Origin of the sequence: Kitasatospora sp. NPDC089509 (genome assembly GCF_044749365.1) — a bacterium.
In the GTDB taxonomy this organism is placed as follows: Bacteria; Actinomycetota; Actinomycetes; order Streptomycetales; family Streptomycetaceae; genus Kitasatospora.
On the sequence record NZ_JBIVHS010000049.1, the window covers coordinates 1 to 22849 of the forward strand.

Genomic DNA, 22849 nt, shown 5'->3' on the forward strand with positions numbered 1-22849 from the left:
GACCCTGTGGGAGAGTAGGACGCCGCCGAACAATCATTCAGAAAAGGCCCACCCGGGTTACCGGGTGGGCCTTTTCGCGTTTCCGGGGTGTCCGGTCCACGGTCCGATCCGATGATCATCCGACCGGTCGGGTGTTGCTCCTGCCACCGACAGGTGGTCCTAGGTCTACCTCGGAATTGGGGTGCCACGGCCAGTGTCCGGAGCGGGTCGTTCGTGAACACTGAAGGAGGACGATCGGTACCGGCATCAGGAGCTTGCGTGACCACAGAGACTCGTACGAGCGGCACGTCCGTCCGTGCGCAGACCGAGGCGGCCTTCCAGGCCGGCGGCCAGGGGCTGGTCCGGCTGGCTCAGGTGGTGCTGGCCGCGGTGCCCGGGTTCGTGATCCCGCTGGTGGCGGCCGTCTTCACGGGAGTGGTGACGGCTCAGCTCCTGCAGTACTACTACCTGTCGGCCCTGCTGGCCTTCGGGGCGGCGGCGGTCGTGGGCGCCGCGGTGGCCTCGGTCTTCCTCCGGCGGACGGCGGACCGCACCCGGCTGCTGCTGGAGCGCTGGTACGGCATCCGGCTGCCGGCGGTCTACGAGCCGATGCCGAGGCTGGAGCCGGACGAGCGCGGGCACTGGTGGACGGGCTACTCGTACCACCGCTCGCAGACCGTCGCGAAGTACGCGCAGCTGGTCCACTGGGGCCTGCGGGACCGGACCACCCGGGCCGAGCTGCTCTGGATGATCGTGAACCCGGCCCTCGCCGCGGTCCTGGGCGGCGCGGTGGTCCTGCTGATGGTGCTGGGCACGGCCTTCGCCCTGGGCGGCGCGGTGCCGGCGAACGGCTTCGGTCCGCTGAGCGAGCGGATGGTCCGGGTCGGGCTGAGCCTGGTGGTCGGGATCGGCATGGTCGTCGCCGGGATACTCCTCGCCCCGCACGCGGTGCGGGGGTACGTGGAGGTGGCCCGCCGGGTGCTGGACCAGGACGGCCGGACCACGCACGCCCAGCTGACCAAGCGGGTGGCCGAGTTGACCGAGACCCGGGCCGACGCGGTGGGCAGCCAGGCGGCCGAGTTGCGGCGGATCGAGCGCGACCTGCACGACGGCGCCCAGGCGCGGCTGGTCGCGATCGGGATGACGCTGGGGACCATCGAGCACCTGATGGAGACCGACCAGGCGGCCGCGCGGGAGCTCCTCTCCGAGGCCCGGCAGTCCTCGGCCCGGGCCCTGCAGGAGCTGCGCGACCTGGTCCGCGGCATCCACCCGCCGGTGCTCGCCGAGCGCGGACTCGGTGACGCGGTGCGGGCGTTGGCGCTGGACAGCGCACTGCCGACCGAGGTGTTCGTGAGTCTGCCGGACCGGCTGCCGGCCCCGGTCGAGGCGGCCGTCTACTTCAGCATCAGCGAACTGCTGGCCAACGCGGCCAAGCACTCGGAGGCGGAGCAGGTGTGGGTGGACATCCTGTACCGGGCCGGGTCCCTCCGGGTCACGGTGACGGACGACGGCGTGGGGGTGGCGGATCCGTCACGGGGTACGGGCCTGCGCGGGATCGAGCGTCGATTGGGTACCTTCGACGGTGTCCTCGCCATCGACAGCACGTCGGGCGGTCCCACCACCATCACCTTGGAGTTGCCGTGCGAGTTGTCCTCGCCGAGGACCTCTACCTCCTCCGCGAAGGCCTGATCCGCCTGTTGGAAGCCCACGGCTTCACCATCGCGGCCGCCGTGGAGACCGGCCCCGAGCTGCTGGACGCGCTGTTGACCCACCGCCCCGACGTGGCGGTGGTGGACGTCCGGCTGCCCCCGACGCTCACCGACGAGGGGCTCCAGGCCGCGCTCAAGGCGCGCCGGGAGATCCGCGGCCTTCCGGTGCTGGTGCTCTCCCAGCACGTCCAGCAGCTCTACGCACGGGAGTTGCTGGCCGACGGCACGGGCGGGATCGGCTACCTGCTGAAGGACCGGGTTTTCAACGCCGACCAGTTCATCGACGCGGTCCGTCGGGTGGCGGCGGGCGGGACGGCGATGGACCCGGACGTGATCGCCAAGCTGATGGAGACCACGTCACGCCGCCCGGGACCGCTGCTCGGGCTCTCCCCGCGCGAGCGCGAGGTGCTGGAGCTGATGGCCGAGGGGTGCTCCAACTCGGCCATCGCCGGCCGCCTCTCGGTGAGCGACGGAGCCGTGGCCAAGCACATCGCCAACATCTTCAGCAAGCTCGAACTCGCCCCGGACGAGGACGCCAACCGCCGGGTGATGGCCGTGCTCGCCTACCTCAACGGCACGGCGGGGCAGAGCCGCTGACGCCCCGACCGGTTGGGAGGAGCGGGCCGACGGCCCGTACAGTGACACTCCGGGCTGCGGAAACGCTGAAACACGCGTACGAGTAAACTCCGGTGGGCCGAGCCCGGAGGTTGCCCAGCCGTCCGGCGGCCCGACTGGCGGGCACCGGCAGCCGAGGCGAGTACGGCAGCCGCCGACATCCAGGGGTTGATAGACGTAATGGCACGCCCAACGCTCACCAAGGCTCACCGCGGTCTGCTCGGCATGGTCGCGGGCGGTGCCTGCATCATCTCGGGCATCGGGTTCGCGGGTTCGTACAACGCGGTGCGCGAACTGGCCATGGAGAAAGGTTTCGGTGCCTTCTCCTACGCCTTCCCGATCGGCGTCGACGCGGGCATCGTCGTGCTCCTCGCCCTCGACCTGGTGCTGACCTGGCTGCGGATCCCCTTCCCGATGCTGCGCCAGACCGCCTGGCTGCTGACCGTCGCCACCATCGCCTTCAACGCGGCCGCCTCCTGGGGCGATCCGCTCGGCATGGGGATGCACGCCGTCATCCCGGTGCTGTTCGTCGTCGTGGTCGAGGCCTCCCGGCACGCGGTCGGCCGGATCGCGGCGATCACCGCGGACCGGCACATGGAGTCGGTCCGGGTGATGCGCTGGTTGCTCTCGCCGGTGCCCACCTTCCGGCTCTGGCGGCGGATGAAGCTCTGGGAGCTCCGCTCCTACGAAGAGGTCATCCGGCTGGAACAGAACCGGCTGGTCTACCGGGCGCAGCTGCGCTTCCGCTACGGCCGGGGCTGGCGCCGGTCCGCCCCGATCCAGGCGCTGCTGCCGCTCAAGCTCGCCAAGTTCGGCGTCCCGCTGGACCCGTCGCTGCTGGACCGACTGGACGAGGAGGCCCGCGAGCGCGAGGCCAAGGAGGCGCTGGCGGCGAAGGGGACGCAGGAGCTCGACGACCGCTCCCAGCAGAGTCGCGCCGCGACGGCCATCGCCCCGGCGGCGCCCGCCGTCGGCAACCCGGTCCAGACCCAGACCCAGACCCAGACCCAGGCGCAGCCGCAGCTGCAGAGCCAGGCCCAGTTCCAGGCCCCGAACCAGGCGGCGCAGCCGCAGCAGGCCCAGCCCCCGGCGGCCCAGACCCAGGGTGCCCAGGTCCAGGCCCAGCCCGAGGTCGACCCCGGCCCCGACCTCGACCCCGAGGCGCAGCCCGCCGCGGCCCCGGTGCCGATGTCCGCCGAGGTCGCCGCGCCGATGCTGGCACGCCTCCACGCCGTCCGGCTGCGCGCCGCCCAGGAGCCGGACGAGGCGGCGGCCGCCGCGCCGCCGCGCGGCGAGGAGCTGAACGTCTGGACCGAGCGCCCGGTCCGCACCACCGGCCACCCGGCCGACGCCGCCCCGGGCGGACGGGTGCCCGGCCAGGCCTCGCCGTGGTTCAAGCCCCCGCGTCCGGTCGACGAGGAGCCCGTCCCGGTCCCGCCGGCCCCGCAGACCCAGATGGCCCCGATGGCTCCTCAGACGCCGCAGGGCCAGCGCCCGGCCGCCCAGCAGCCGCAGCCCGAGCCGTCCGTCGAGCCGCAGCACCGTCAGCCGTCCGCCCGGGCCGAGCAGCACGCCCGGCCCGAGCAGCCGGTTCCGGCCGAGGAGCCCGTCCAAGGCGCCGAGCCCGCACACCTCCCGGAGCCCATGCCCCTCGACCAGGACATCGCCTACGACGCCCTGGTCTCGTACATGGACAGCCACGGCCACCAGCCCGACCCCCAGCGCCTCGCCGCCTGGCTGACCACCGAGTACGGCATCACCGGCAAGGGCCCGGACGGTTCGGTCCACCCCAAGGAGGTCGCCGAGCTCTACCCGCAGCTGCGCGACCGCTACGCCGCCGCCGGAAGGGACTGAGCCCGCACCGGGGCCCGGGTCGAGGCCTGCGCCGAGGCCCGGGCAAACGTCCGGGCCGACGCCCGCGCCCGAATCCGGTCCACCGCTCGGTCGGCCATTGACGCCCGATCCCACCGGAGCTACCTTCGCCTCAACAAATTGTTGAAGCGCTGAGTCGGCATGGAGGAGTGCGGATGTCGCAGGTCGAGGTCGACGGAACCGGACCGACGGGCGGGGCCTCCTTCTCCGCCGACGCCCGTGCCGCCGTGGAGGCGCTGCTCGCCCCGGTGGACGCCGACCTGGCCCGCCGCTACCCCGGCGATCCCGGCACCCGGCAGCCCGTGCACACCGTCTACGTCCCGGCCGACGCCTTCCGCGCCGACACCGTCCGGGAGTGGGGCCGCCAGGCCCTGGAGGCCTTCGACACCCACGCCGGCACCCCGGCCGAGCTGGCCCGCGCCCTCGGCGTGGCCGACGACGAACTGCTCGTCGACGTGCACGCCCGGGTGCGTGCCAAGCTGGAGCGCGAGCCGGTCGAGGACCTGCGGATCGACTTCGAGGACGGCTACGGCCCCCGGCCCGACGCCGAGGAGGACGCCGCCGCCGTCCGGGCCGCCGAACTGGTCGCGGCCGCGGTCGCCGACGGGAGCGCGCCGCCGTACGTCGGCATCCGGATCAAGTGCATGGAGGCGCCCGTCCGGGCCCGCGGGATCCGCACCCTGGAGCTGTTCCTCGCCACCCTGCTGGCCGCCGGCGGCCTGCCGGAGGGCCTGGTCCTCACCCTGCCCAAGGTCACCTACGCCGAGCAGGTCACCGCGCTGGTCCGGCTGCTGGAGGACTTCGAGCGCCGGGCCGGGCTGCCCGCCGGCCGGATCGGCTTCGAGATCCAGATCGAGACCACCCAGGCGATCCTGGGCCCGGACGGCCGGGCCACCGTCGCCCGGATGATCGAGGCCGCCGAGGGCCGCGCCACCGGCCTGCACTACGGCACCTTCGACTACAGCGCCTCCTGCGGCGTCAGCGCGGCCCACCAGAGCATGGACCACCCGGTCGCCGACCACGCCAAGGCGGTGATGCAGGTGGCCGCCGCCGGTACCGGCGTCCGGCTGTCCGACGGCTCGACCAACGTCATCCCCACCGGCTCCACCGCGCAGGTGCACGCCGCCTGGAAGCTCCACCACGACCTGGTCCGCCGCTCGCTGGCCCGCGCCTACTACCAGGGCTGGGACATGCACCCGGCCCACCTGCCGACCCGCTACGTCGCGGTCTACTCCTTCTACCGGGAGGGCCTGGCGGCGGCCGCCGCCAGGCTGGCCGCGTACGTGGCCAAGACGGGCGGTGACGTGATGGACGAGCCGGCCACCGCCCGGGCGCTCAGCGGCTACCTGCTGCGCGGCCTGGACTGCGGCGCCGTCGACCCGGCCGAGGTCACCGCGCTGACCGGCCTGGACCGCGCGCGGCTGGACGCCCTGGCCGGTCGCTGAGCCCTCCCGCGGCTCCGGCCGGGAGCCCCCGCACCCGCCCGCGGACCCTCCGCCGACGCGCCAACTAGGCTGGCGGTGCCGCCCCGGACCCCCGGGGCGCGCGCCGCCAGCCGTCGCCGTTCCCGGGAGAACCACCGCGCCATGTCCGCCACGCCGGAACCGACCGCCAGGCCGTACCTCACCATCCGGCGGGCCGGCAGCCACGAGACCGAGATCAAGAAGTCCCGCTTCATCTGCCACCTCGCCCGGGTCTCCGACGAGGACGAGGCCCAGGCCTTCATCGCCGGCGTCCGCAAGCGGTACTGGGACGCCCGGCACAACTGCACCGCCTTCGTGGTCGGCGACGAGCAGCGCCGCGAGCGCTCCAGCGACGACGGCGAGCCCGGCGGCACGGCCGGGGTGCCGATGCTGGAGGTGCTGCGCCGCCGCGGCCTGACCGACACCGTCGCCGTGGTGACCAGGTACTTCGGCGGGATCAAGCTCGGCGCGGGCGGCCTGGTGCGGGCGTACGGGAACGCGGTGTCGGCGGCGGTCGACGAGGTCGGCCTGTTGGAGCGGCGGCCGGTCGCGCTGCTCGCGGTGACGGCGGACCACGTGCGCGCCGGGCGGGTGGAGAACGACCTGCGGGCCGCCGGGTACGCGGTGAGCGACCTCGCCTACGAGGCGGCCGGGGTGCGGATCGAGGTGGGCGTGCCGGAACCGGAGGTGGCCGGGTTCCACACCTGGCTGGCCGAGGCGACCGGCGGTACCGCGGTGGCGGTCCCGGCCGGCCGGACCTACGTCGAGGTGCCGGTCTGAGCGCGTCCGGGCCCCCGCCCGGCCCGTCGACGGGTCGCTCCGCGTAGCCGAGCGGCTGCGCCACGCGGTAGACGGCTTGAACAGATTCACCCGAACGTAGTGTCGTGGCCCGGAGTTGGAACTTCCGCTCCGGGCCATGGCGTTTCCTGGGCAAGGATCCGGCGGAACCGGACGAAAACCATCGATGGAGGACAACAGACCCCACCCCGCACCACGGAGGTATGCGCATGACCTCAGACCGTTCGCCGTCGCCCGCCGGTGCCGACCTTCCCGGCCTCCGCGGCCCCGCGACGCCCTACCGGATGACCGTCACCACCGCCCTTCCGCACGCCGAGGCCGTCGCCCTGGCCGACGAGCAACTCGCCTCCTGGCTGAAGCAGGAGGGCTGCGAGGAGCCACCGCCCGCCCCCCGCACCGCCGCGGCACAACCGCCGGGCACCCTCACCACCGCTCCCGAGCGCCTGCGCCTGGGCGATCGGGTCCTGCTGGACCGGGACCACGGACCGCTGCGCGGCGGCCCCGGAGCCGGCCGCTACGACCGCCGCCGCCTGCGCACCCCGGCCCCGCACGGCACCCGGCAGCTCACCCTCACCGTGGCCACCGGCGCCGGCGGCCCCACCTGGTTCCGGCTGGAGTCCGAGACGCACAACACCGGCAGCGGGGTGCGCACCCCCTGCCGGGTGCCGGTGCCCGAGCTGGCCCGCACGCTACTCCCGCTGCTGGACGCCGCCGACGGCCCGGCCGCCGTCCACCCCGCCCCCCGGGTGATCACGGCCGGCGAGGTCGACGACCTGATCGACGAGCTGTGCGACCCGGCGCGCCGACTGCCCACCGTGGTCGCCAGCGTGCCGGTGAACCTCCCGCTCGACCACTGGGTCGAGGACGTGGTCCGCCCGCTCTGCCGACAACTGCCCGGCCTCGCCACCGCCTACGTGCTGGACCCGGGCGCCCGCAGCGGCTTCAACGTCGCGCTGGAGTACCACACCGTGTACGGCGGCGCGGTGCGCACCTACCTGCCCGAGGTCGACCCGGCCTCCCGGCAGGACGGCGCCCGACATCCGGTCCTCGCCCGGGGCCGAATAGAGCAGGACCCGCGCCGCGCCGCCGGGTTGCTCGCCCGCGAGCCGCGCCGCCTCGCCGCCGACCAGCCGCTGCCGCCGCCGCTGGCCGCCGTACCGGTGCTGCGCGTCCCGCCCCCGCAGCTGCGCCGCGCCGCCGGCCGGGCGACGGCCGAGCCCGCCCGCCCGAACGCGGAGCCGACCCCCCGCACCGGTGGCGACACCGGCACCGGCACCGGCACCGAAACCGGCACGATTGCGGCGACCGCAGCCGAACTGGCCGCGCTCGCCCGCGAGGAGCAGCAGGACCGCGCCGAGCAGCAGGCGAGGGTCGACGAACTGGAGCGGGTCCGGCACGCCCTCCGGCTGGAGCGCCGCGACCGCGGCCAGGGCAGGGACGGCCACGAGGGCCGCCTCCGGACCGGCCCGCACGGTGCCCTGACCGGCCGTCACTGCAGCGGACCGCCCGCGGCCCCTGGCACGATCGCGGCCGGCCCCGTCCGCCGCTCCGCCGCCCCGTCCGCCGGGTGCCCCGGCAAGCCCGAGACCTTCACCGAACTCCTCGCCATGCTGGGCGACTTCCCGCTGCTCACGTTCACCGGGGACCAGAAGAGCGCACTCGCCCTGGACGGACTCCAGTGCGCGGGCGCCGGCTGGGCCCGGCTCGCCTGGGACGGCCTGACCGCCCTCCAGGAGTACGCCGAGGCGGCCGTGCGCGGCTCGGCCGGCGGGGACTTCAAGCAGTGGTGCGAGCACACCCCGGACGGTTGCCACCGCTTCCCGCCCCGCAAGGCGGTGCGCGGGGAGTCCCGGACGGTGTTCAGCCACACCAAGTGGAAGCGCGAACGGATGCTGCCGGTGCCGGAGTGCGTGGACGCCTCCCGGCGGGCGTTCATGGGTGCGCACCTGCGGATCGGCGGCGGGCGCACCGCACCCCGGCTGCACTACCTGGACGACTGCTCCGGCAGTGGCCGGATCTATGTCGGTTACATCGGTCTCCACCTCACCAACACCCGGACCAACTGACCGGCTTGGCTGACCGCTGCGCCCGTTCGGTGGACAATGTCCGGCAGGGGCGGGGCCGCGGGCCGGTCGGTCGCCCCCCGGAAGGCGCCGGACGAGCATGGGGGAACGACGACCGATGCAGTACTCAGCAGACGGCCAGTCGGACGGCACCGCCACCGTCCAGTTCCCCCGACCGGGCTTCCTCGCCTCGGTGTTCCGTGACCTCGGCGCCGACCAGGGGCCGGAGCCGGACGGCACCGAGGCCGGGGCGGCGTCCGGCCGTCCCGACCAGGATCCGGCCGGGGGCGGCCCGGCCGGCCATGGCTCCGAGCAGGGCGCCGCCGACCCGGGCCACCCCGGTCCCGACCCCGCGGTCGATCCGGCCGACCCCGCCGAGGCCGTTGCGGCGCACGCCCGGGCCGCCGCCCTGACCCACCACCGCACGCTCACGGTCAAGGCCGAGCACGACCGGCTGGCGGACCTGCTGCGGCGGGCCGCGCTGCCCGTCTCGGCGATGGACTTCGAGAGCCAGCTGCGGCACTACGAGCCCCGCCCCTACCCGGCCGACGGCCCGGAACCCGATGACGGGGCCGAGCCCCGCTGGGCGGACTACGCCCCCGCCGAACCGGCCGCCGCCGACCCGGAGAGCGGCGCGTCCCGCCGACTGCTGGACTCCGGCTACCAGCGCGAACTGGCCCAGGCCCGGCTCACCCACCAGCGCGCCCTGCGCGAGTGGCGCACCCGCCGGGCCGAGGCCGACCGCCCGGCCGCCGACGAGTCCCGACGCGCCCACGAGGCGGCCGAGGAGGCCCGGGCCCGGGCCGTGCGCGAGTACAACGACAGCCTGGAGGAGTGCCGGCGCGCCTACCGGCTGGCCGAACCGGCCGCCGTGGAGTCGCTGCTGGAGCGTGCGCTGGCCGCCGCCGAGACCGCCACCCAGGACCTGCCCGCCCCCTGCCGGGCGGTCTTCCGCCCGCTCACCCGCACCGCCGTGCTGGACCTCGACCTGCCCCCGCTCGACCTGGTGCCCTCGCTCACCGGCTACCGGCTCGCCCCCGAGGGCGACATCCTCCCGGTGCCGCGTCCGCCCGCGGACCGGGCCACCGACTACCTGCGGCTGGTCGCCCGGCTCGCCCTGCGGTCGCTCCAGGCCGCCGACGCGGTGGACACCGACGAGATACTCGCCGGCGTCGTCCTCAACGGCTGGCTGCGCGAGCCCGGCGCGGCCGAGCCGCTCTGCCTGGTCAGCGTGGACGCCGACCGCGACGCCCTGGCCCGCACCCGGCTGCTGCCGCCGGAGACCCCGTACGAGGACCGCGACGACGAGGGCGTCTATGCGGACGCCGAGCAGGACGAGGCGCTGGTCCGGCTGCGTCAGCTCGGTGCCGCCGTGACCCCGGACCCGTACGCCCGTGCGGTGGTCCAGCCGGTCGGCCGGGCCGGTGCCGCCGTCCCGGCCGCGCCCGACCTGTCCGCCAACGAGTTCGCCCAGCTGGTGCGCGACCTGCTGACCCGGGGCGGGCTCGCCGAGTGGAGCGTCCGGCTGCGCGGTCCGGCCGGGCTGGTCGCCACCGGCGAGGGCGCCCCCGGCAGCGCCCTGCCCGGCCGCTGGGTGGTCTGGGCCTCCCGGAACTCCGAACCGGTCACGGCGGAGCAGATCGAGACCCTGGCCGAGGCGGTCCGCGAGGAGTCCGCCGAACGCGGCCTGCGGCTGACCACCGGCAGCTTCGCCGAGGAGGCGCTGGACCTCACCGCCGAGGACGGCCACCGCCACATCCACCTGATCGACGGCGACGGCGTCCGCGAGCTCGCCCGCACCCATCTCGGCCTGCCGCTCGCCACCGGCCGCTGACCGTCCCGCCCCGAACCGTCCCGCCCCGAACCGTCCCGACCGGTTCCGACCCGGTCCGACCTGCACCGATCGGGGCTCTCACTCCGACGGCCCACCCGGCGGGCGCTCCTCCGTACCCGGACCAAGGCTGAGGGGACCGGGCCGACCGGGCCGCGGCCGAGCAGCGGTCGGGCCCCCGGCACCCCCGGGCGATCACCCCCGAACGGGCGTCCGGTACGGTCGGCGCTCGGCCCGGCCACGGGCGGACCGCAGGGGGAGAGGAATGGGCAGAGCGCTCGGCAGACCACACGGCGGAACCGGCCGTCCGACCGGCCAGGCGGCGGCACCGCCGGCCCCGACCCGGCCGAACGTCCGGACCCGGCCGACGGCCGCGCCCGGCTCCGAGGCGGAGGCGGCCCGATGACCGCCGTCCTGGTCGCCGCCGGAGCGTTCCTGATGACGCTGATCGGCGGCTTCGTCGCCCAACGCACCGGCGACCGCCGCCACCTGGTGCTCGGCTTCGCCGCCGGACTGATGCTCGGCGTGGTCGTCTTCGACCTGCTGCCCGAGGCCCTTCACCAGGCGCCGGACGAGGTGCACGGCGTGCCCCAGGCCCTGCTGATGTTCGCGGCCGGCTTCCTCGCCATCCACGTGGTCGAACGCGCCGTCGCCATCCACCGCGGCCACGAGGGCGAGTACGCCGAGCACACCCACGGCCACCACCACGGCCACTCCCACCGCTCCGACCGCCAGGGCGTCGGCATGACCGCCGCGCTGGCCCTGGTCGGGCACAGCGTGATGGACGGCTTCGCGATCGGCGCCGCCTTCCAGGCCGGCACCACCGTCGGCACCGTGGTGGCCATCGCGGTGGTCGCCCACGACTTCGCCGACGGCTTCAACACGTACACGATCACCCGGCTGTACGGGAACAACCGGCGCCGGGCGCTGACCCTGCTCGCGGCCGACGCACTGGCCCCGGTCTCCGGCGCCGCGATCACCCTGGCCTTCACCATCCCGGAGCACCTGCTCGGCCTCTACCTGGGCTTCTTCGCGGGCTTCCTGCTCTACCTGGCGACCTCCGACATCCTCCCCGAAGCCCACAGCCCGCACCCCTCGCGCAGCACCCTGCTGTGCACCCTGGCCGGGGTCGGCTTCATGTGGCTGGTCATCGGCCTCGCCAACTAGCGGTGAGCCCGGCCGGCGCCGCGCCCGGCCGCACCGGTCAGCGCGGCGGGGCGTCCCGCTGGATGGCGCTCCAGCCCTCCCGCATCGCCGCCAGCGCCTCGGTGATGGCCGGCCGCCGGGAGGCCTGGGAGCGCCAGAGCGCGAACACCCGCCGGCTCGGCTGCGAGGCGACCGGGCGGACCACCACCCCGGCCGGCAGTGGGCTCCGGCCGAGCCGGGGCACCAGGGCCATCCCCAGCCCGGCCGCCACCAGCGCGATCTGGGTCTCGAAGTCGCCGAGCTGGTAGCGCACGTCCGGCTCCTCGCCGGCCTCGCGCAGGGTCCGGAGCAGCCAGTCGTGGCAGATGTTGCCCGGCGGCACGCTGATCCAGCGCTGCCCGAGCAGTCGCTCCACCGGTACCGCGTCCAGCTCCGCCAGCTCGTCCCCGGCGGGCAGCACCAGGTCCACCGGGTCCGTCCCGAGGTCCAGCCGGGAGACGCCCTCCTGCACCGGCAGCGGCACGCTCGGCCAGTCCTGCACCAGGGCCAGGTCCACCTCGCCCCGCGCGACCAGCTCGGCCGCCGGGTACGGGTCGCTCTCCAGCAGCCGCACGTCCAGCTCCGGGCAGCGCCGCCGCAGCTCGGCCAGCACCCCGGGCATCAGCCCGCGCGCACCGGTCGCGAAGCTGGCCACCAGCAGCCGCCCGACCGCCCGGCCGCGCTGCTCCTCCAGCCGCACCTCGGCCTGCTCCACCAGCCCCAGGACGGTCCGCGCGGTGGCGGCCAGCTCCCGGGCCGCGTCGGTCAGCACCACGCCCCGGCCCTGCCGTTCCAGCAGCACCGTACGCGTCTCCCGCTCCAGTTTGGCGATCTGCTGCGAGACCGCGGAGGGCGTGAAGCCGAGCGCCGTCGCCGCCCCGCCGACCGAGCCGTGCACCGCCACCGCGTGCAGCGCCCGCAAGCGCCCCAGATCCATCATGCAGCGATCCTAAACGGTCCTCTTCAGTATTCATCGCTGGTGCTACACACTCCGGGGCGGCCATGCTCGCTCCATGACCGCGACACCCACCGCTCCGGCCGGCCCGAGCATGCGCCCCCGCCACATCGCCCTGGCCGTCCTGGTGGCCGCCGTGTGGGGCCTCAACTTCGTCCTGATCGACGTCGGCCTGGACAGCTTCCCGCCGCTGCTCTTCTGCGCCCTGCGGTTCGCCGTGGTCGCCGTCCCGGCGGTCTTCTTCGTCGGCCCGCCCAGGGTGGCCTGGCGCTGGGTGCTGGCGGTGGGCCTGGTCCTCGGGGTGGTCAAGTTCGGGCTGCTCTTCCTCGGCATGCACGCCGGGGCGCCGGCCGGCCTCTCCTCCCTGCTGCTCCAGGGGCAGGCCGGCTTCACCGCGCTGTTCGCGGCCGGTCTGCTGGGTGAACGCCCGGGCCGGCGGCGGCTGTTCGGGTTGGCGGTCGCCTTCGCGGGCATCGCCCTGGCGGCCCTCGAACAGGGCCTCGGCGGGCCGCTCGGGGCCTTCGCCCTGGTCGTGCTGGCGGCCGTCGCCTGGGGCCTGTCCAATGTGCTCACCCGCAAGGCCGCGCCGCCGGACGCGCTGCGCTGGATGGTCTGGGTCAGCGCCGTCCCGCCGCTTCCGCTGCTGCTGCTGTCCCTGCTGGTGGAGGGCCCGGACGCGGACCTGCGGGCACTGCGCGGGATGACCCTCGGCGGGCTCGGCGTGATCGGCTACGTCGGGCTGCTCTCCACCCTGTTCGGCTTCGTCGCCTGGAGCTACCTGCTGCGGAGCCACGATGCCACCGCCGTGGCGCCCTACTCGCTGCTGGTGCCGGTGTTCGGGATGTCCTCGGCCTGGCTGCTGCTCGGCGAGCGGGTCACCCCGACGGCCGCCGTGGCGGCCCTGCTGGTGATCGCCGGGATCGGGATCACCGCGCTGCGCCCGGGGGCGCCGTCCGCGGCGGCGGCCCGGCTGCGAGGAAACGGGCCTCGGCGGCCCGCAGGACTCGCAGCAGCACCTCCTCGTCCTCGGGGCTGACCTCGCCGAAGTACTCCTGCGCCACCTCGTCCCGGACCTGTCCGATCCGCTCCACCGCCGCGCGGCCGGCCTCGGTCAGCAGGATCCGCACCGCGCGCCGGTCGGCCGGGTCGGGGCGGCGCTCGACCAGTCCGGCCTCCTCCAGCGCGTCGACCACCGTGGTCGCCGAGCGCGGCGCGATGTGCAGCTTGTCGGCGAGGTCGCTGAGCCGCATCGCCAGGTCCGGCGTCTCGCAGCCGGGCACATGGGCGAGCGTGCGCAGTGCCCGGGCCTGGCCGGGGGTGATGCCGTACGGTTCCAGGCGCCAGCCGGTCTGCCGTCGGATCCGCTCGATCGCCCTGGTCATCGCGTCCGCGAGTTCGGCGGGGGTGCCGGGGGTGCCGGGCTCGCCTGCGGTGCAGGGTTCGCCGGAGGTGCCAGGGGTGCCGGGGGAGGGGTCCGCCGGGGCGTCGGGCGGCGTGCTGGTCATCGGCGGTCTCCTCGGCTGGCGTCGGCGCCCAAGCGTATCGGCCGGTCCCGGGCGTGCGGCCCGCGACGGAAAGTGCTCGGAGAAATATGTTGAGCCTAGCTCAGCATCTGGGCTACCGTAGCCCCAAGTGAGGGCACCCTAAGTTCCCTCCCGTCCTTGGAGCACCCATGCCCGTTTCCACCGCCCGCGTCGCCACCGACCGCTCCGCCCGCTACGCCAAGCAGCTCGCCGCCCACATGAGCCGCAAGATCGAGACGTCCTTCTCCCCGGAGACCGGCCTCGGCACCCTGGTCTTCCGCGCCGGGACCGCCACCCTGGAGGCCCGGCCCGACGCGCTGCTGCTCTCCGTCGAGGGCGAGCGCGAGGACCTGCCCACCCTGGAGGACGTGGTCGGCCGCCACCTCGTCCGCTTCGGCAGCCGCGACGAACTCGTCGTCGAATGGCACCGCGACAACGGCGAGGCCGGCCTGGTCCACCGCAACGAGGAGGACGCGCCCGAGCAGGCCGCCCCCGAGGCCTGACGCCGTCAGGCGCCCGGCCGGGGCAGCCGGCGGTCGAGCGCCCACAGCACCAGGACGGCCAGGCACCAGCTGGCGACCACGTCCAGCATCCAGTGGAAGTCGCTCCACACCAGTCCCGCACCCACCCCGAGCGCCAGCACCACGGCGGCCGCGGCCAGCCCCCGGGCCGTCCGCCGGCCCGCCGCCCGGGCCAGCAGCAGCGCCGCCACCCCGTACGAGAAGGTCGCGGTCGCGGTGTGCCCCGAGGGGTACCAGCCCCACTGCCCCGGCAGCAACGGATCCCCCAGCGGGCCCGGCCGGGCGAATCCCGCCTTCGCGGGAACCACCAGCAACGGGATCAGCACCGCGGTCAGCGCCGCCACCGGCAACGGCAGCCACCAGCGCCCCGCCCCCGCCCGACGCCACCACCAGGCGGCCAGCCCGCCGGCCGCCAGCAGCACCGGGACGGCGGGCACCCCGCCGCCCAGGTCCGACAGCAGATGGCCCAGGTGGTCGAGCAGGGCGCTCGGGTGCTCGCGGTGGGACGTCCGGACGGCCGCGCGGACCGAGCGGTCCACACCGAGCAGCGGCCCGTCCACCGCCACCTGCCAGGACACCACCAGCAGCAGCACCGCCGCGGTCACCGGCACCGCCACCGACCGGGCCACCCGGCCCAGGACAGCGGACAGCCGCCCCGGAGCAGGGGGGAGAGCTCCGGGGCGGCTCTGATGATCGCCGTTCCGTGCGCCCCGGGGGGTGTGGGTCGGACGGTCGGTCGATCGGTCTTCGGTGTGTGCCGACCCTCCCGGGGCGGCCTGGTTGTCCGCGCGGTGCCCGCGCCGTCCCGCCCCTCGGGGAGGTGTCGCGGACGGCTCCGCCAATGGCTGGGGCTCGCTGTCCATCTGTGATGACACTACGTCAACCGCCCTTCCGCACCGAGCGCCTTCAGCGATTCCGCACATCATCTTCACCCCGGTCCGGACCCGGTCCGGACCCGGTCCGGACCCGCTCCGGACCGGCTGCAGGCCGGCTCCAGGAGGCCCCGGAGAACCCCGCGAGAACCCCTGGAGAGCTCGGGAGAGCCCCGGGGAACCGAACGGCCCGCGAGGACCACAAGTCCCCGCGGGCCGTTCAGCGCTGTCCGGACAACCCTCCGGAAGGGGGTATCACGACCCGACGGCCGCCACCGCTCAGACGGTGGCGAACGCGGCCTCCAGGATGTCCAGGCCCTCGTTCAGCAGGTGCTCCGGCATGACCAGCGGCGGCAGGAAGCGCAGCACGTTGCCGTAGGTGCCGGCGGTCAGCACCACCAGGCCCTCGGCGTGGCAGGCCTTGGCGATGGCCGCGGTGGCCTCCGCGTTCGCCTCCTTGCCACCCGGCTTCACCAGCTCGACGGCGATCATCGCGCCGCGGCCGCGGACCTCGCCGATGATGTCGAACTTCTCCTGCATCGAACGCAGGCGGCCCAGCATGACCTCACCGATCCGCTGCGCCTTGCCGACGAGGTCCTGCTCCTTCATGGTCTCGATCGAGCCCAGCGCGGCGGCGCAGGCCACCGGGTTGCCGCCGTAGGTGCCGCCCAGGCCGCCCGCGTGCGCGGCGTCCATGATCTCGGCGCGACCGGTCACCGCGGCCAGCGGCAGACCGCCGGCGATGCCCTTGGCGGTGGTGATCAGGTCCGGGACGATGCCCTCGTCCTCGCACGCGAACCACTGGCCGGTGCGGCAGAAGCCGGTCTGGATCTCGTCCGCGACGAACACGATGCCGTTCGCCTTCGCGAACTCCACGATGGCCGGCAGGAAGCCCTTGGCCGGCTCGATGAAGCCGCCCTCGCCCTGGATCGGCTCGATGATGATCGCGGCGACGTTCTCGGCGCCGATCTGCTTGTTGATGATCTCGATCGCCTGCGCGGCGGCCTCGGCGGCGCAGTTCTCCGCACCGGTCAGCCAGCGGTACGGGTAGGCCACCGGCACCCGGTGGATCTCCGGGGCGAACGGACCGAAGCCCTGCTTGTACGGCATGTTCTTCGCCGTCAGACCCATGGTCAGGTTGGTGCGGCCGTGGTAGCCGTGGTCGAACACCACGACGGCGGTGCGCTTGGTGTAGGCGCGGGCGACCTTCACCGCGTTCTCGACCGCCTCGGCGCCCGAGTTGAACAGCGCCGTGCGCTTCTCGTGGTCACCCGGGGTCAGCTCGTTCAGCTGCTCGGCGACGGCCACGTAACCCTCGTACGGGGTCACCATGAAGCAGGTGTGGGTGAAGGCGGCCAGCTGCTCGCTCGCCTTGGCCACCACGGCCTCGGCGCTGTTGCCGACGTTGGTCACGGCGATGCCGGAGCCGAAGTCGATCAGCGAGTTGCCGTCCACGTCCTCCAGCACGCCGCCGTTGGCACGGGTGATGTACACCGGCAGGGTGGTGCCGACACCGGCCGCCACCGCACCCAGCTTGCGGGCCTGCAGCTCCTGCGACTTCGGACCCGGGATCGCGGTGACCAGGCGGCGCTCCTGCGGGAGCGGCGTTACGGCGCTCATGGGGTATCTCCAGACTTCTCGGCTCGGTGGTTCGCAGGCTACGGCCGCCCTCCCCGACCAGGCATGCGCCACTCGGTAGCACTGCGCCGTCCGACTTGTCCGGCACGGCCAGCGCGGACGGCGCGACTACCCGCAGGCCCCGCTCCACTACCCTGAGCGCGGGCGTGTCGCCGGTACGGCGGCATGGGTATGGCGGCACCGACGGCGGTCGGGCCGGGCGGGCGAGGGAGCGGGGCCGTACATGGCACAGGACGGGTCACACCACCACGTCGACCACACCACCACCAGACCCCCGACCCCCCTGCCCCACCAACGCCCCGGCACCCCACCCGGCGGCGGCTTCGACCTCGCCGCCTGGGCCACCGCCCCGCGTCCCGAGGCCGAACCGGGCGTCTTCCGGCTCGGCTACCGCCGCATCGACCCGGAACGCGCGGAGGCCGCCAAGGTCCCGACCTGGCCGCTGCTGCTGCGGGCGGCGCTCAACGCGGTGGTGGGGTGGTTGGCCTTCGTCTACGGGGTGGAGTTCGCCAAGGACGGGACCACCATCATCGGCGTCCTTCCGTCCAACTCGATCCTCGTCGCCACCTCGGTGGTGCTGACGCTGAACGTGCTGGTGGCCGCCGTCGTCATCAAGGTCTTCGGCCGGATGGGTCGCTGGCCCGAGGTCTGGCGCCGCTTCGTCTCCCCGCTGCTGTCGCGGACGGTGACCGAGGAGGACCCCGTCGAGGAGGACGGGGCGGCGGTGGAGGCGGCCCGGGGACGGGACCCGTGGGACGGGCTGCGCCGGGGCGGGGCGGTGGAGGCGGCGGCGCGGCTGGACGCGGAGGCGGTCGGCGACGTGGACTTCGTGCGGATCCAGCGCGCCTGGGAGTCCGCGCAGGCGGATCCGGTGTTCGTGCCGGCCTTCGCCGAGCAGGTGGCGGCCCGGGGCGCGGCGGCCTTCGCCCACCCCTCGGAGGCGCGTGAGCTGCCCGGCCGCCTCCGGCGGCACGACCTGCTGCTCGGTCAGGTCTGTCTCGGCGTGGCGCAGGACGTGCCGAAGAACCCGTTGAGCCACCGGGCGGCGGACTTCGCGCTGGACCCGGCGGTGCTGGGCACCTCGCTGCTGGCGGTCGGTCCGGCCGGGACCGGGAAGACCGCGCGGCTGGCCCGGCCGGTGGCGGAGTCGCTGTGCCTGCAGGCGCTGGCCGGCACCGCGTGTGCGGTGGTGGTCGGCGCGGCGGACGCGGACCTCGGCCCGGACGCCTGGTACGACGTGGTGATCGCCCCCGGTGACCCGGCCTCGGTGTACGGGCTGGACCTGTACGGCGCCGCGCAGGACCCGGACGAGGCCGCGGCCCGGCTGGCCGACGCGTTGCTGCCGGACGAGTTGACCGCCCGGGCGGAGAACGCCCGGACGGCGCTGCAGCAGGTGGTCGGCCCGTTCCAGGCCGCGTACGGCCGCTACCCGGGGGTGCGCGAGCTGCGGGCGCTGCTGGGCGGCGACCCGGATGCGCTGGCGGCGCTGGTGAAGGCGCTCGGCGTGGCCGGCCGGCTGGCCGCGTACGAGCGGGATCTGGAGCACCGGGAGCGTCAGCGCGGTCGGGCGGACGACCCGGGGGCGCTGCTGGCGGACCGGCTGGGGCTGCTGGAGCGGCCCGCCTTCGAGGGGGCCTTCGCGACCGACGGCACCGGCCGTCCCCCGTTCGCGATGCGGGTGCTGGACCATCCGCTGCGGGTGCGGGTGAAGCTGCCGGAGCGCAGCCACCCGGAGGCCGCCCGGATGCTGTCCCGGCTGGTGGTGGGGCAGTTCGTGCAGGCGGCCGGGGCCCGGGGGGACCGTTCGCTGTTCGCGGGCCTGGTGGTGGACGACGCCTCCGCGGCCCTGGACGCGGGCGCGGTCCGCGGTCTGCAGCGGATGCGCGGCGCGAACGCGGGGGCGGTGCTGCTGCTGCGCACCCTGGTGGACCTGCCGGAGGCGCTGCGGGCGCCGTTGTTCGGTGCGGTCGGCTGCCGGGTGGCCTTCCCCGGGATCGCGCCCTGGGACGGGCGGCTGTTCTCGGAGGCCTGGGGGACGCACCTGGTGCAGGAGACGGCGGTGACCCACACCCCCGACACCTCCGGTGGGGTGATGCGGCGGGCCGGGCGGATGGGGCGGAAGGCGTTGTCCGGGACGACGGCGCAGACGGAGTCGGTGACGACGCGGGACGTGGAGCGGCTGCGGTGGTCGCCGTCGGATCTGGCGCACGCGTTGCCGGCCGGGCACGCGGTGGTGTCGTTGACGGCGGTGTCGGGGGAGCAGGTGCCGCCGCTGCTGGTGGACCTGCGGGGGTGAGCCGGGGGTGAGCCGGGGGTGAGCCGAGGCGCGGTTGGCGGGGCCCTGGGGAAGTCGCCTTCGAGGTGGATTCGGCAGTGCCGGTTGTCCGGAGCGTCCATAATGAGGGGGGAGGACCCTCACGTGCTCCCGCCGCCCCACTGCCCTCTCCTCGCCCGGCCGCAACGGCGCGGTCAGGTCGACCCCCCGAAGGTGCCATGCCCCCCACACTCGCCTCCGTCGTCCGCAACAGTTCGCTCCACCTGACGGTGCTCGCCGGGGCGGACCACTTGGAGCGGCCGGTCCGCTGGGTGCACACCAGTGAGCTGGACGACCCGACGCCCTTCCTGGAGGGTGGCGAGCTGCTGCTCACCACCGGTATCAAGCTGGGCCGCACGGCGGCGCAGCTGCAGGCGTACGTGCACCGGCTGGCCGATGCCGGGGTGGTCGGGTTGGGCCTGGGGGTGGGCCTGTCGCACACCGAGGTGCCGCAGCCGCTGGTGGACGCGGCGCAGCAGCGGGGGCTGCCGCTGTTGCGGGTGCCGGAGCCGACGCCGTTCATCGCGATCAGCAAGGTGGTGTCGGCGGCGCTGGCCGCGGAGCAGTACGAGGCGGTGACGACCAGCTTCGAGGCGCAGGAGGAGCTGACCCGGGCGGCGCTCGGCAAGGACGGCACGACGGCGGTGGTGCGTCGGCTGGCGGCCCGACTGGGGGGCTGGGCGGCGCTGTACGACGGGTCGGGTGCGCTGTCGGTGGTGGCGCCGGACTGGGCGGCGCGCCGGGCGGGGCGGCTGGCGGCGGAGGTGGACCGGCTGCGTCGGCGGCCGGCGCCGTCGAGTGCGGCCCTGCAGGGGCGTTCGCCGGGGATAGACACCGCGGACGAGGACTACGTGGTGGTCCAGTCGCTGGGGGCGGACCGGCGGGCCCGGGGTTTCCTGGCGGTCGGGACCGAGGACCGGATCACGCCGACCGAGCGGTACGTGCTGAACGCGGCGGTGGCGCTGCTGACGCTGACCCTGGAGCGTTCCCGCGAGCTGCGGCAGGCCGAGGAGCGGATGGGCGCGGCACTGCTGCGGATGGTGCTGGCGGGCGAGGTGGCGACGGCCCGGCAGGTGGCGGTGGGGCTGTTCGGCGGTCTGCCGGAGGGGACGATACGGGTTCTGGTGGCCGGGACCGGGCCGAACGCGGACGCCGCGGAGGCGTTGGTGGAGCTGGGGGACCGGGCCGAGCAGGCGGGTTCCCGGGTGGGCGAGAAGCTGCTGGTGGCGCGGGAGGACGGCGCGCACGGGCCGCGGCTGATGGTGCTGGCGCTGGACAACGGCGCGGTGCACCGGGCCTGTCTGGGGGCGGTGGAGGAGCACGAGGGGCTGTCGCTGGGCGTGTCGGCGCCGGCCGCGTTGGAGGACGCGGGGACGGCGCACGCGCAGGCGGAGCGGGCGTTGGCGGTGGCGCTGCGCGGCGGCCGCCGGTCGGTGGACCACGAGGAGGTCGGTGCGGGTTCGCTGCTGCCGCTGCTCGGGGAGGACGCGGTGACGGCGTTCGCGGAGGGCCTGTTGCGGCCGCTGCGCGAGCACGACCGGACGGCGCGCGGTGACCTGGTGGCCTCGTTGCGGGCCTGGCTGTCCCGGCACGGGCAGTGGGACGCGGCGGCGGCGGACCTGGGGGTGCACCGGCACACGCTGCGCTACCGGATGCGCCGGGTCGAGGAACTGCTGGGCCGTTCGCTGGACGACACCGACGTGCGGATGGAGCTGTGGCTGGCGCTGCGCTCCGGCGAGGAGTAGCGGAGCGGCGGCGGTGGAGCGGACGGAGCGGACCGCCTGGCTGGACGTGGTGGAGTGGCCCCGGAACGGAACGCTCCTAGTCGGCCAATCCGGTCGGCCCGCCGTCGCACCTACCCTCGGGTTCGGGTCCCACGCCCGTGGGCCGTACGACGACGAGGAGAGGGCCGGTACCACGGTGACCACCACGTACGATTTCTGGCTCGCCGGCCGCCGGGCGAGCGGTGACGCCGACTTCGAGGTGCACAACAGCTGGGACGGCCGTCTGGTCGGCAAGGTCGGCATTCCGACCGAGGCCCAGGTCGAGGAGGCGCTGGACGCCGCCGTGGCCGCGCTGCCGGTGTTCGCCGCCACTCCGGCGCACCAGCGGGCCGCCGCTCTGGACCACGTGGCCAAGCGGCTGACCGAGCGCACCGAGGAGCTCGCCCAGCTGATCACCGCCGAGAACGGCAAGCCGATCAAGTGGGCCCGCGGCGAGGTCGGCCGCGCGGTGTCGGTGTTCCGCTGGGCCGCCGAGGAGGCGCGCCGCACCAACGGCGAGACCATGCGGCTGGACACCGACCCGGGCGGCGTGGGCCGTTTCGCGGTGGTGCGCCGCTTCCCGCGCGGTGTGGTGCTGGGGATCGCCCCGTTCAACTTCCCGCTGAACCTGGTCGCCCACAAGGTCGCCCCGGCGATCGCGGTCGGCGCCCCGATCATCCTCAAGCCGGCCCCGGCGACCCCGCTGTCGGCGATGGTGCTGGGCGAGATCCTGGCCGAGACGGACCTGCCGGTCGGCTCCTGGTCGATCCTGACGGTGCCGAACGACCGGATGCCGGCGCTGGTGCAGGACCGCCGGGTGCCGGTGATCTCCTTCACCGGTTCGGACAAGGTCGGCTACCAGATCATGGACTCGGTGCCGCGCAAGCACACCACCCTGGAGCTGGGCGGCAACGCCGCGGCCGTGGTGCTCGCCGACTGGTCCTCGGAGGCCGACCTGGACTGGGCGGCCACCCGGATCGCGATGTTCGCCAACTACCAGGGCGGCCAGTCCTGCATCTCGGTGCAGCGGGTGATCGCCGACGCGTCGGTGTACGACGCGCTGGTGGAGAAGGTCGTGGCGAAGGTCGGCGCGCAGGTCACCGGTGACCCGAACGACGACGCGACGGACGTCGGTCCGCTGGTCGACGAGAACGCCGCGAAGCGGGTGGAGTCCTGGGTGGACGACGCGGTCGCCAAGGGCGCCAAGGTGCTCGCCGGCGGGACCCGCGAGGGTGCGACCTACACCCCGACGGTGCTGGCCGAGCTGCCCGCCGACGCGATCCTGGCCAAGGCCGAGGTGTTCGGCCCGGTGCTGTCGCTGCACCGGGTGGAGGGCGTGGAGGAGGCCTTCGCGGCCGTCAACGACTCGCCGTTCGGTCTGCAGGTGGGTGTGTTCACCCATGACCTGCAGACCGCCTTCCGGGCCCACCGGGAGCTGGAGGTCGGCGGTGTGATCATCGGCGACGCGCCGTCCTACCGGGCCGACCAGATGCCGTACGGCGGCGTCAAGGACTCCGGCGTCGGCCGCGAGGGCGTCAAGTACGCGATGGACGACTACACGGTCGAGAAGGTCCTGGTCCTCACCGGTCTGGACCTCTGAGCGACCTCTGAGCGACCTGGGAACGACCGGGGAGCGAGACCCGACGGTGCGGCCCGGGGCCGCGACTCGACGGCGGGGAAGGGCCCGGTCCGCACGGACCGGGCCCTTCCGGCGTTCCGGAGCCCGTCCCGGGCGGGGCCCCGGACAG

The 22849-nt window shown here is 74.8% G+C and carries 17 protein-coding genes; 13 read left to right on the forward strand and 4 right to left on the reverse strand.

The genetic code is table 11. The features are described from left to right. Window positions 1–258: 258 nt before the first annotated feature. From ACIP4P_RS44675 to ACIP4P_RS44710, 8 genes are all read left to right on the forward strand, one after another. Window positions 259–1668, forward strand: coding sequence for a sensor histidine kinase (locus tag ACIP4P_RS44675; protein ID WP_400930154.1), 1410 nt, complete (start codon window positions 259–261; stop codon window positions 1666–1668). Next, window positions 1620–2285, forward strand: a complete 666-nt coding sequence (locus ACIP4P_RS44680) for a response regulator transcription factor (protein WP_350518285.1) — start codon at window positions 1620–1622, stop codon at window positions 2283–2285. The genes ACIP4P_RS44675 and ACIP4P_RS44680 overlap by 49 nt, the downstream gene beginning before the upstream one ends. 198 nt (window positions 2286–2483) lie before the next feature. Continuing rightward, window positions 2484–4157 (forward strand): DUF2637 domain-containing protein, encoded by a 1674-nt coding sequence (locus ACIP4P_RS44685; RefSeq protein WP_400930159.1) that lies wholly within the window; start codon window positions 2484–2486, stop codon window positions 4155–4157. Between the two features lie 173 nt (window positions 4158–4330). After that, window positions 4331–5620: a DUF6986 family protein gene (locus tag ACIP4P_RS44690; protein ID WP_400930162.1), complete on the forward strand. Its 1290-nt coding sequence runs from the start codon at window positions 4331–4333 to the stop codon at window positions 5618–5620. Between the two features lie 141 nt (window positions 5621–5761). Then, window positions 5762–6418, forward strand: a complete 657-nt coding sequence (locus ACIP4P_RS44695) for a YigZ family protein (protein ID WP_350518288.1) — start codon at window positions 5762–5764, stop codon at window positions 6416–6418. Window positions 6419–6645: 227 nt separating this feature from the next. Beyond that, complete coding sequence (locus ACIP4P_RS44700) at window positions 6646–8502, forward strand: hypothetical protein (protein WP_400930165.1); 1857 nt, start codon at window positions 6646–6648, stop codon at window positions 8500–8502. A 115-nt stretch (window positions 8503–8617) separates the two neighbouring features. Further along, the gene (locus ACIP4P_RS44705; protein WP_400930168.1) at window positions 8618–10333 is read left to right on the forward strand and encodes a restriction endonuclease; all 1716 of its coding nucleotides are present in this window, start codon (window positions 8618–8620) and stop codon (window positions 10331–10333) included. 399 nt (window positions 10334–10732) lie between these two features. After that, window positions 10733–11497 carry a ZIP family metal transporter gene (locus ACIP4P_RS44710; RefSeq protein WP_400930171.1) on the forward strand — a complete coding sequence of 255 codons (765 nt, stop codon included), beginning with the start codon at window positions 10733–10735 and terminating at the stop codon, window positions 11495–11497. Between the two features lie 37 nt (window positions 11498–11534). Here ACIP4P_RS44710 and ACIP4P_RS44715 read toward each other — a convergent pair whose 3' ends face one another. Further along, a complete protein-coding gene (locus ACIP4P_RS44715) occupies window positions 11535–12455 on the reverse strand; it encodes a LysR family transcriptional regulator (protein ID WP_400930173.1) in 921 nt (306 codons plus the stop codon). Window positions 12456–12528: 73 nt separating this feature from the next. On the opposite strand from ACIP4P_RS44715, the gene ACIP4P_RS44720 reads away from it, so the two are divergent. After that, window positions 12529–13506 carry an EamA family transporter gene (locus ACIP4P_RS44720; protein WP_400930176.1) on the forward strand — a complete coding sequence of 326 codons (978 nt, stop codon included), beginning with the start codon at window positions 12529–12531 and terminating at the stop codon, window positions 13504–13506. Here the strand turns inward: ACIP4P_RS44720 and ACIP4P_RS44725 are convergent. Further along, window positions 13397–13975, reverse strand: a complete 579-nt coding sequence (locus ACIP4P_RS44725; RefSeq protein ID WP_400930179.1) for a MarR family winged helix-turn-helix transcriptional regulator — start codon at window positions 13973–13975, stop codon at window positions 13397–13399. The genes ACIP4P_RS44720 and ACIP4P_RS44725 overlap by 110 nt on opposite strands. Before the next feature lie 167 nt (window positions 13976–14142). On the opposite strand from ACIP4P_RS44725, the gene ACIP4P_RS44730 reads away from it, so the two are divergent. Next, window positions 14143–14496, forward strand: a complete 354-nt coding sequence (locus tag ACIP4P_RS44730) for a DUF2218 domain-containing protein (RefSeq protein WP_400930182.1) — start codon at window positions 14143–14145, stop codon at window positions 14494–14496. A 5-nt stretch (window positions 14497–14501) separates the two neighbouring features. Here the strand turns inward: ACIP4P_RS44730 and ACIP4P_RS44735 are convergent, their stop codons facing one another. Together ACIP4P_RS44735 and gabT are read right to left on the reverse strand one after the other, a co-directional pair. Beyond that, window positions 14502–15143, reverse strand: coding sequence for a phosphatase PAP2 family protein (locus tag ACIP4P_RS44735; protein WP_400930185.1), 642 nt, complete (start codon window positions 15141–15143; stop codon window positions 14502–14504). Window positions 15144–15665: 522 nt separating this feature from the next. Then, complete coding sequence (gene gabT, locus ACIP4P_RS44740; protein ID WP_400930188.1) at window positions 15666–17006, reverse strand: 4-aminobutyrate--2-oxoglutarate transaminase; 1341 nt, start codon at window positions 17004–17006, stop codon at window positions 15666–15668. Window positions 17007–17247: 241 nt separating this feature from the next. On the opposite strand from gabT, the gene ACIP4P_RS44745 reads away from it, so the two are divergent. The 3 genes from ACIP4P_RS44745 to ACIP4P_RS44755 all read left to right on the forward strand — a co-directional run bounded on the left by ACIP4P_RS44745 (window position 17248) and on the right by ACIP4P_RS44755 (window position 22701). Then, a complete protein-coding gene (locus ACIP4P_RS44745) occupies window positions 17248–19320 on the forward strand; it encodes an ATP-binding protein (protein WP_400930191.1) in 2073 nt (690 codons plus the stop codon). A gap of 197 nt (window positions 19321–19517) precedes the next feature. Further along, complete coding sequence (locus ACIP4P_RS44750) at window positions 19518–21083, forward strand: PucR family transcriptional regulator (protein ID WP_350518298.1); 1566 nt, start codon at window positions 19518–19520, stop codon at window positions 21081–21083. Window positions 21084–21258: 175 nt separating this feature from the next. Further along, window positions 21259–22701 carry an aldehyde dehydrogenase family protein gene (locus tag ACIP4P_RS44755; RefSeq protein ID WP_400930195.1) on the forward strand — a complete coding sequence of 481 codons (1443 nt, stop codon included), beginning with the start codon at window positions 21259–21261 and terminating at the stop codon, window positions 22699–22701. Window positions 22702–22849: the final 148 nt, after the last annotated feature.

Excerpts from the sequence above, each read along its gene's own strand:
- ACIP4P_RS44685 (WP_400930159.1), top strand. The coding sequence starts at position 2,484 with ATGGCACGCCCAACGCTCACCAAGGCTCACCGCGGTCTGCTCGGCATG.
- ACIP4P_RS44690 (WP_400930162.1), top strand. The coding sequence starts at position 4,331 with ATGTCGCAGGTCGAGGTCGACGGAACCGGACCGACGGGCGGGGCCTCC.
- ACIP4P_RS44695 (WP_350518288.1), top strand. The coding sequence starts at position 5,762 with ATGTCCGCCACGCCGGAACCGACCGCCAGGCCGTACCTCACCATCCGG.
- ACIP4P_RS44700 (WP_400930165.1), top strand. The coding sequence starts at position 6,646 with ATGACCTCAGACCGTTCGCCGTCGCCCGCCGGTGCCGACCTTCCCGGC.
- ACIP4P_RS44705 (WP_400930168.1), top strand. The coding sequence starts at position 8,618 with ATGCAGTACTCAGCAGACGGCCAGTCGGACGGCACCGCCACCGTCCAG.
- ACIP4P_RS44710 (WP_400930171.1), top strand. The coding sequence starts at position 10,733 with ATGACCGCCGTCCTGGTCGCCGCCGGAGCGTTCCTGATGACGCTGATC.
- ACIP4P_RS44715 (WP_400930173.1), bottom strand. The coding sequence starts at position 12,455 with ATGATGGATCTGGGGCGCTTGCGGGCGCTGCACGCGGTGGCGGTGCAC.
- ACIP4P_RS44720 (WP_400930176.1), top strand. The coding sequence starts at position 12,529 with ATGACCGCGACACCCACCGCTCCGGCCGGCCCGAGCATGCGCCCCCGC.
- ACIP4P_RS44725 (WP_400930179.1), bottom strand. The coding sequence starts at position 13,975 with ATGACCAGCACGCCGCCCGACGCCCCGGCGGACCCCTCCCCCGGCACC.
- ACIP4P_RS44730 (WP_400930182.1), top strand. The coding sequence starts at position 14,143 with ATGCCCGTTTCCACCGCCCGCGTCGCCACCGACCGCTCCGCCCGCTAC.
- gabT (WP_400930188.1), bottom strand. The coding sequence starts at position 17,006 with ATGAGCGCCGTAACGCCGCTCCCGCAGGAGCGCCGCCTGGTCACCGCG.
- ACIP4P_RS44745 (WP_400930191.1), top strand. The coding sequence starts at position 17,248 with ATGGCACAGGACGGGTCACACCACCACGTCGACCACACCACCACCAGA.
- ACIP4P_RS44750 (WP_350518298.1), top strand. The coding sequence starts at position 19,518 with ATGCCCCCCACACTCGCCTCCGTCGTCCGCAACAGTTCGCTCCACCTG.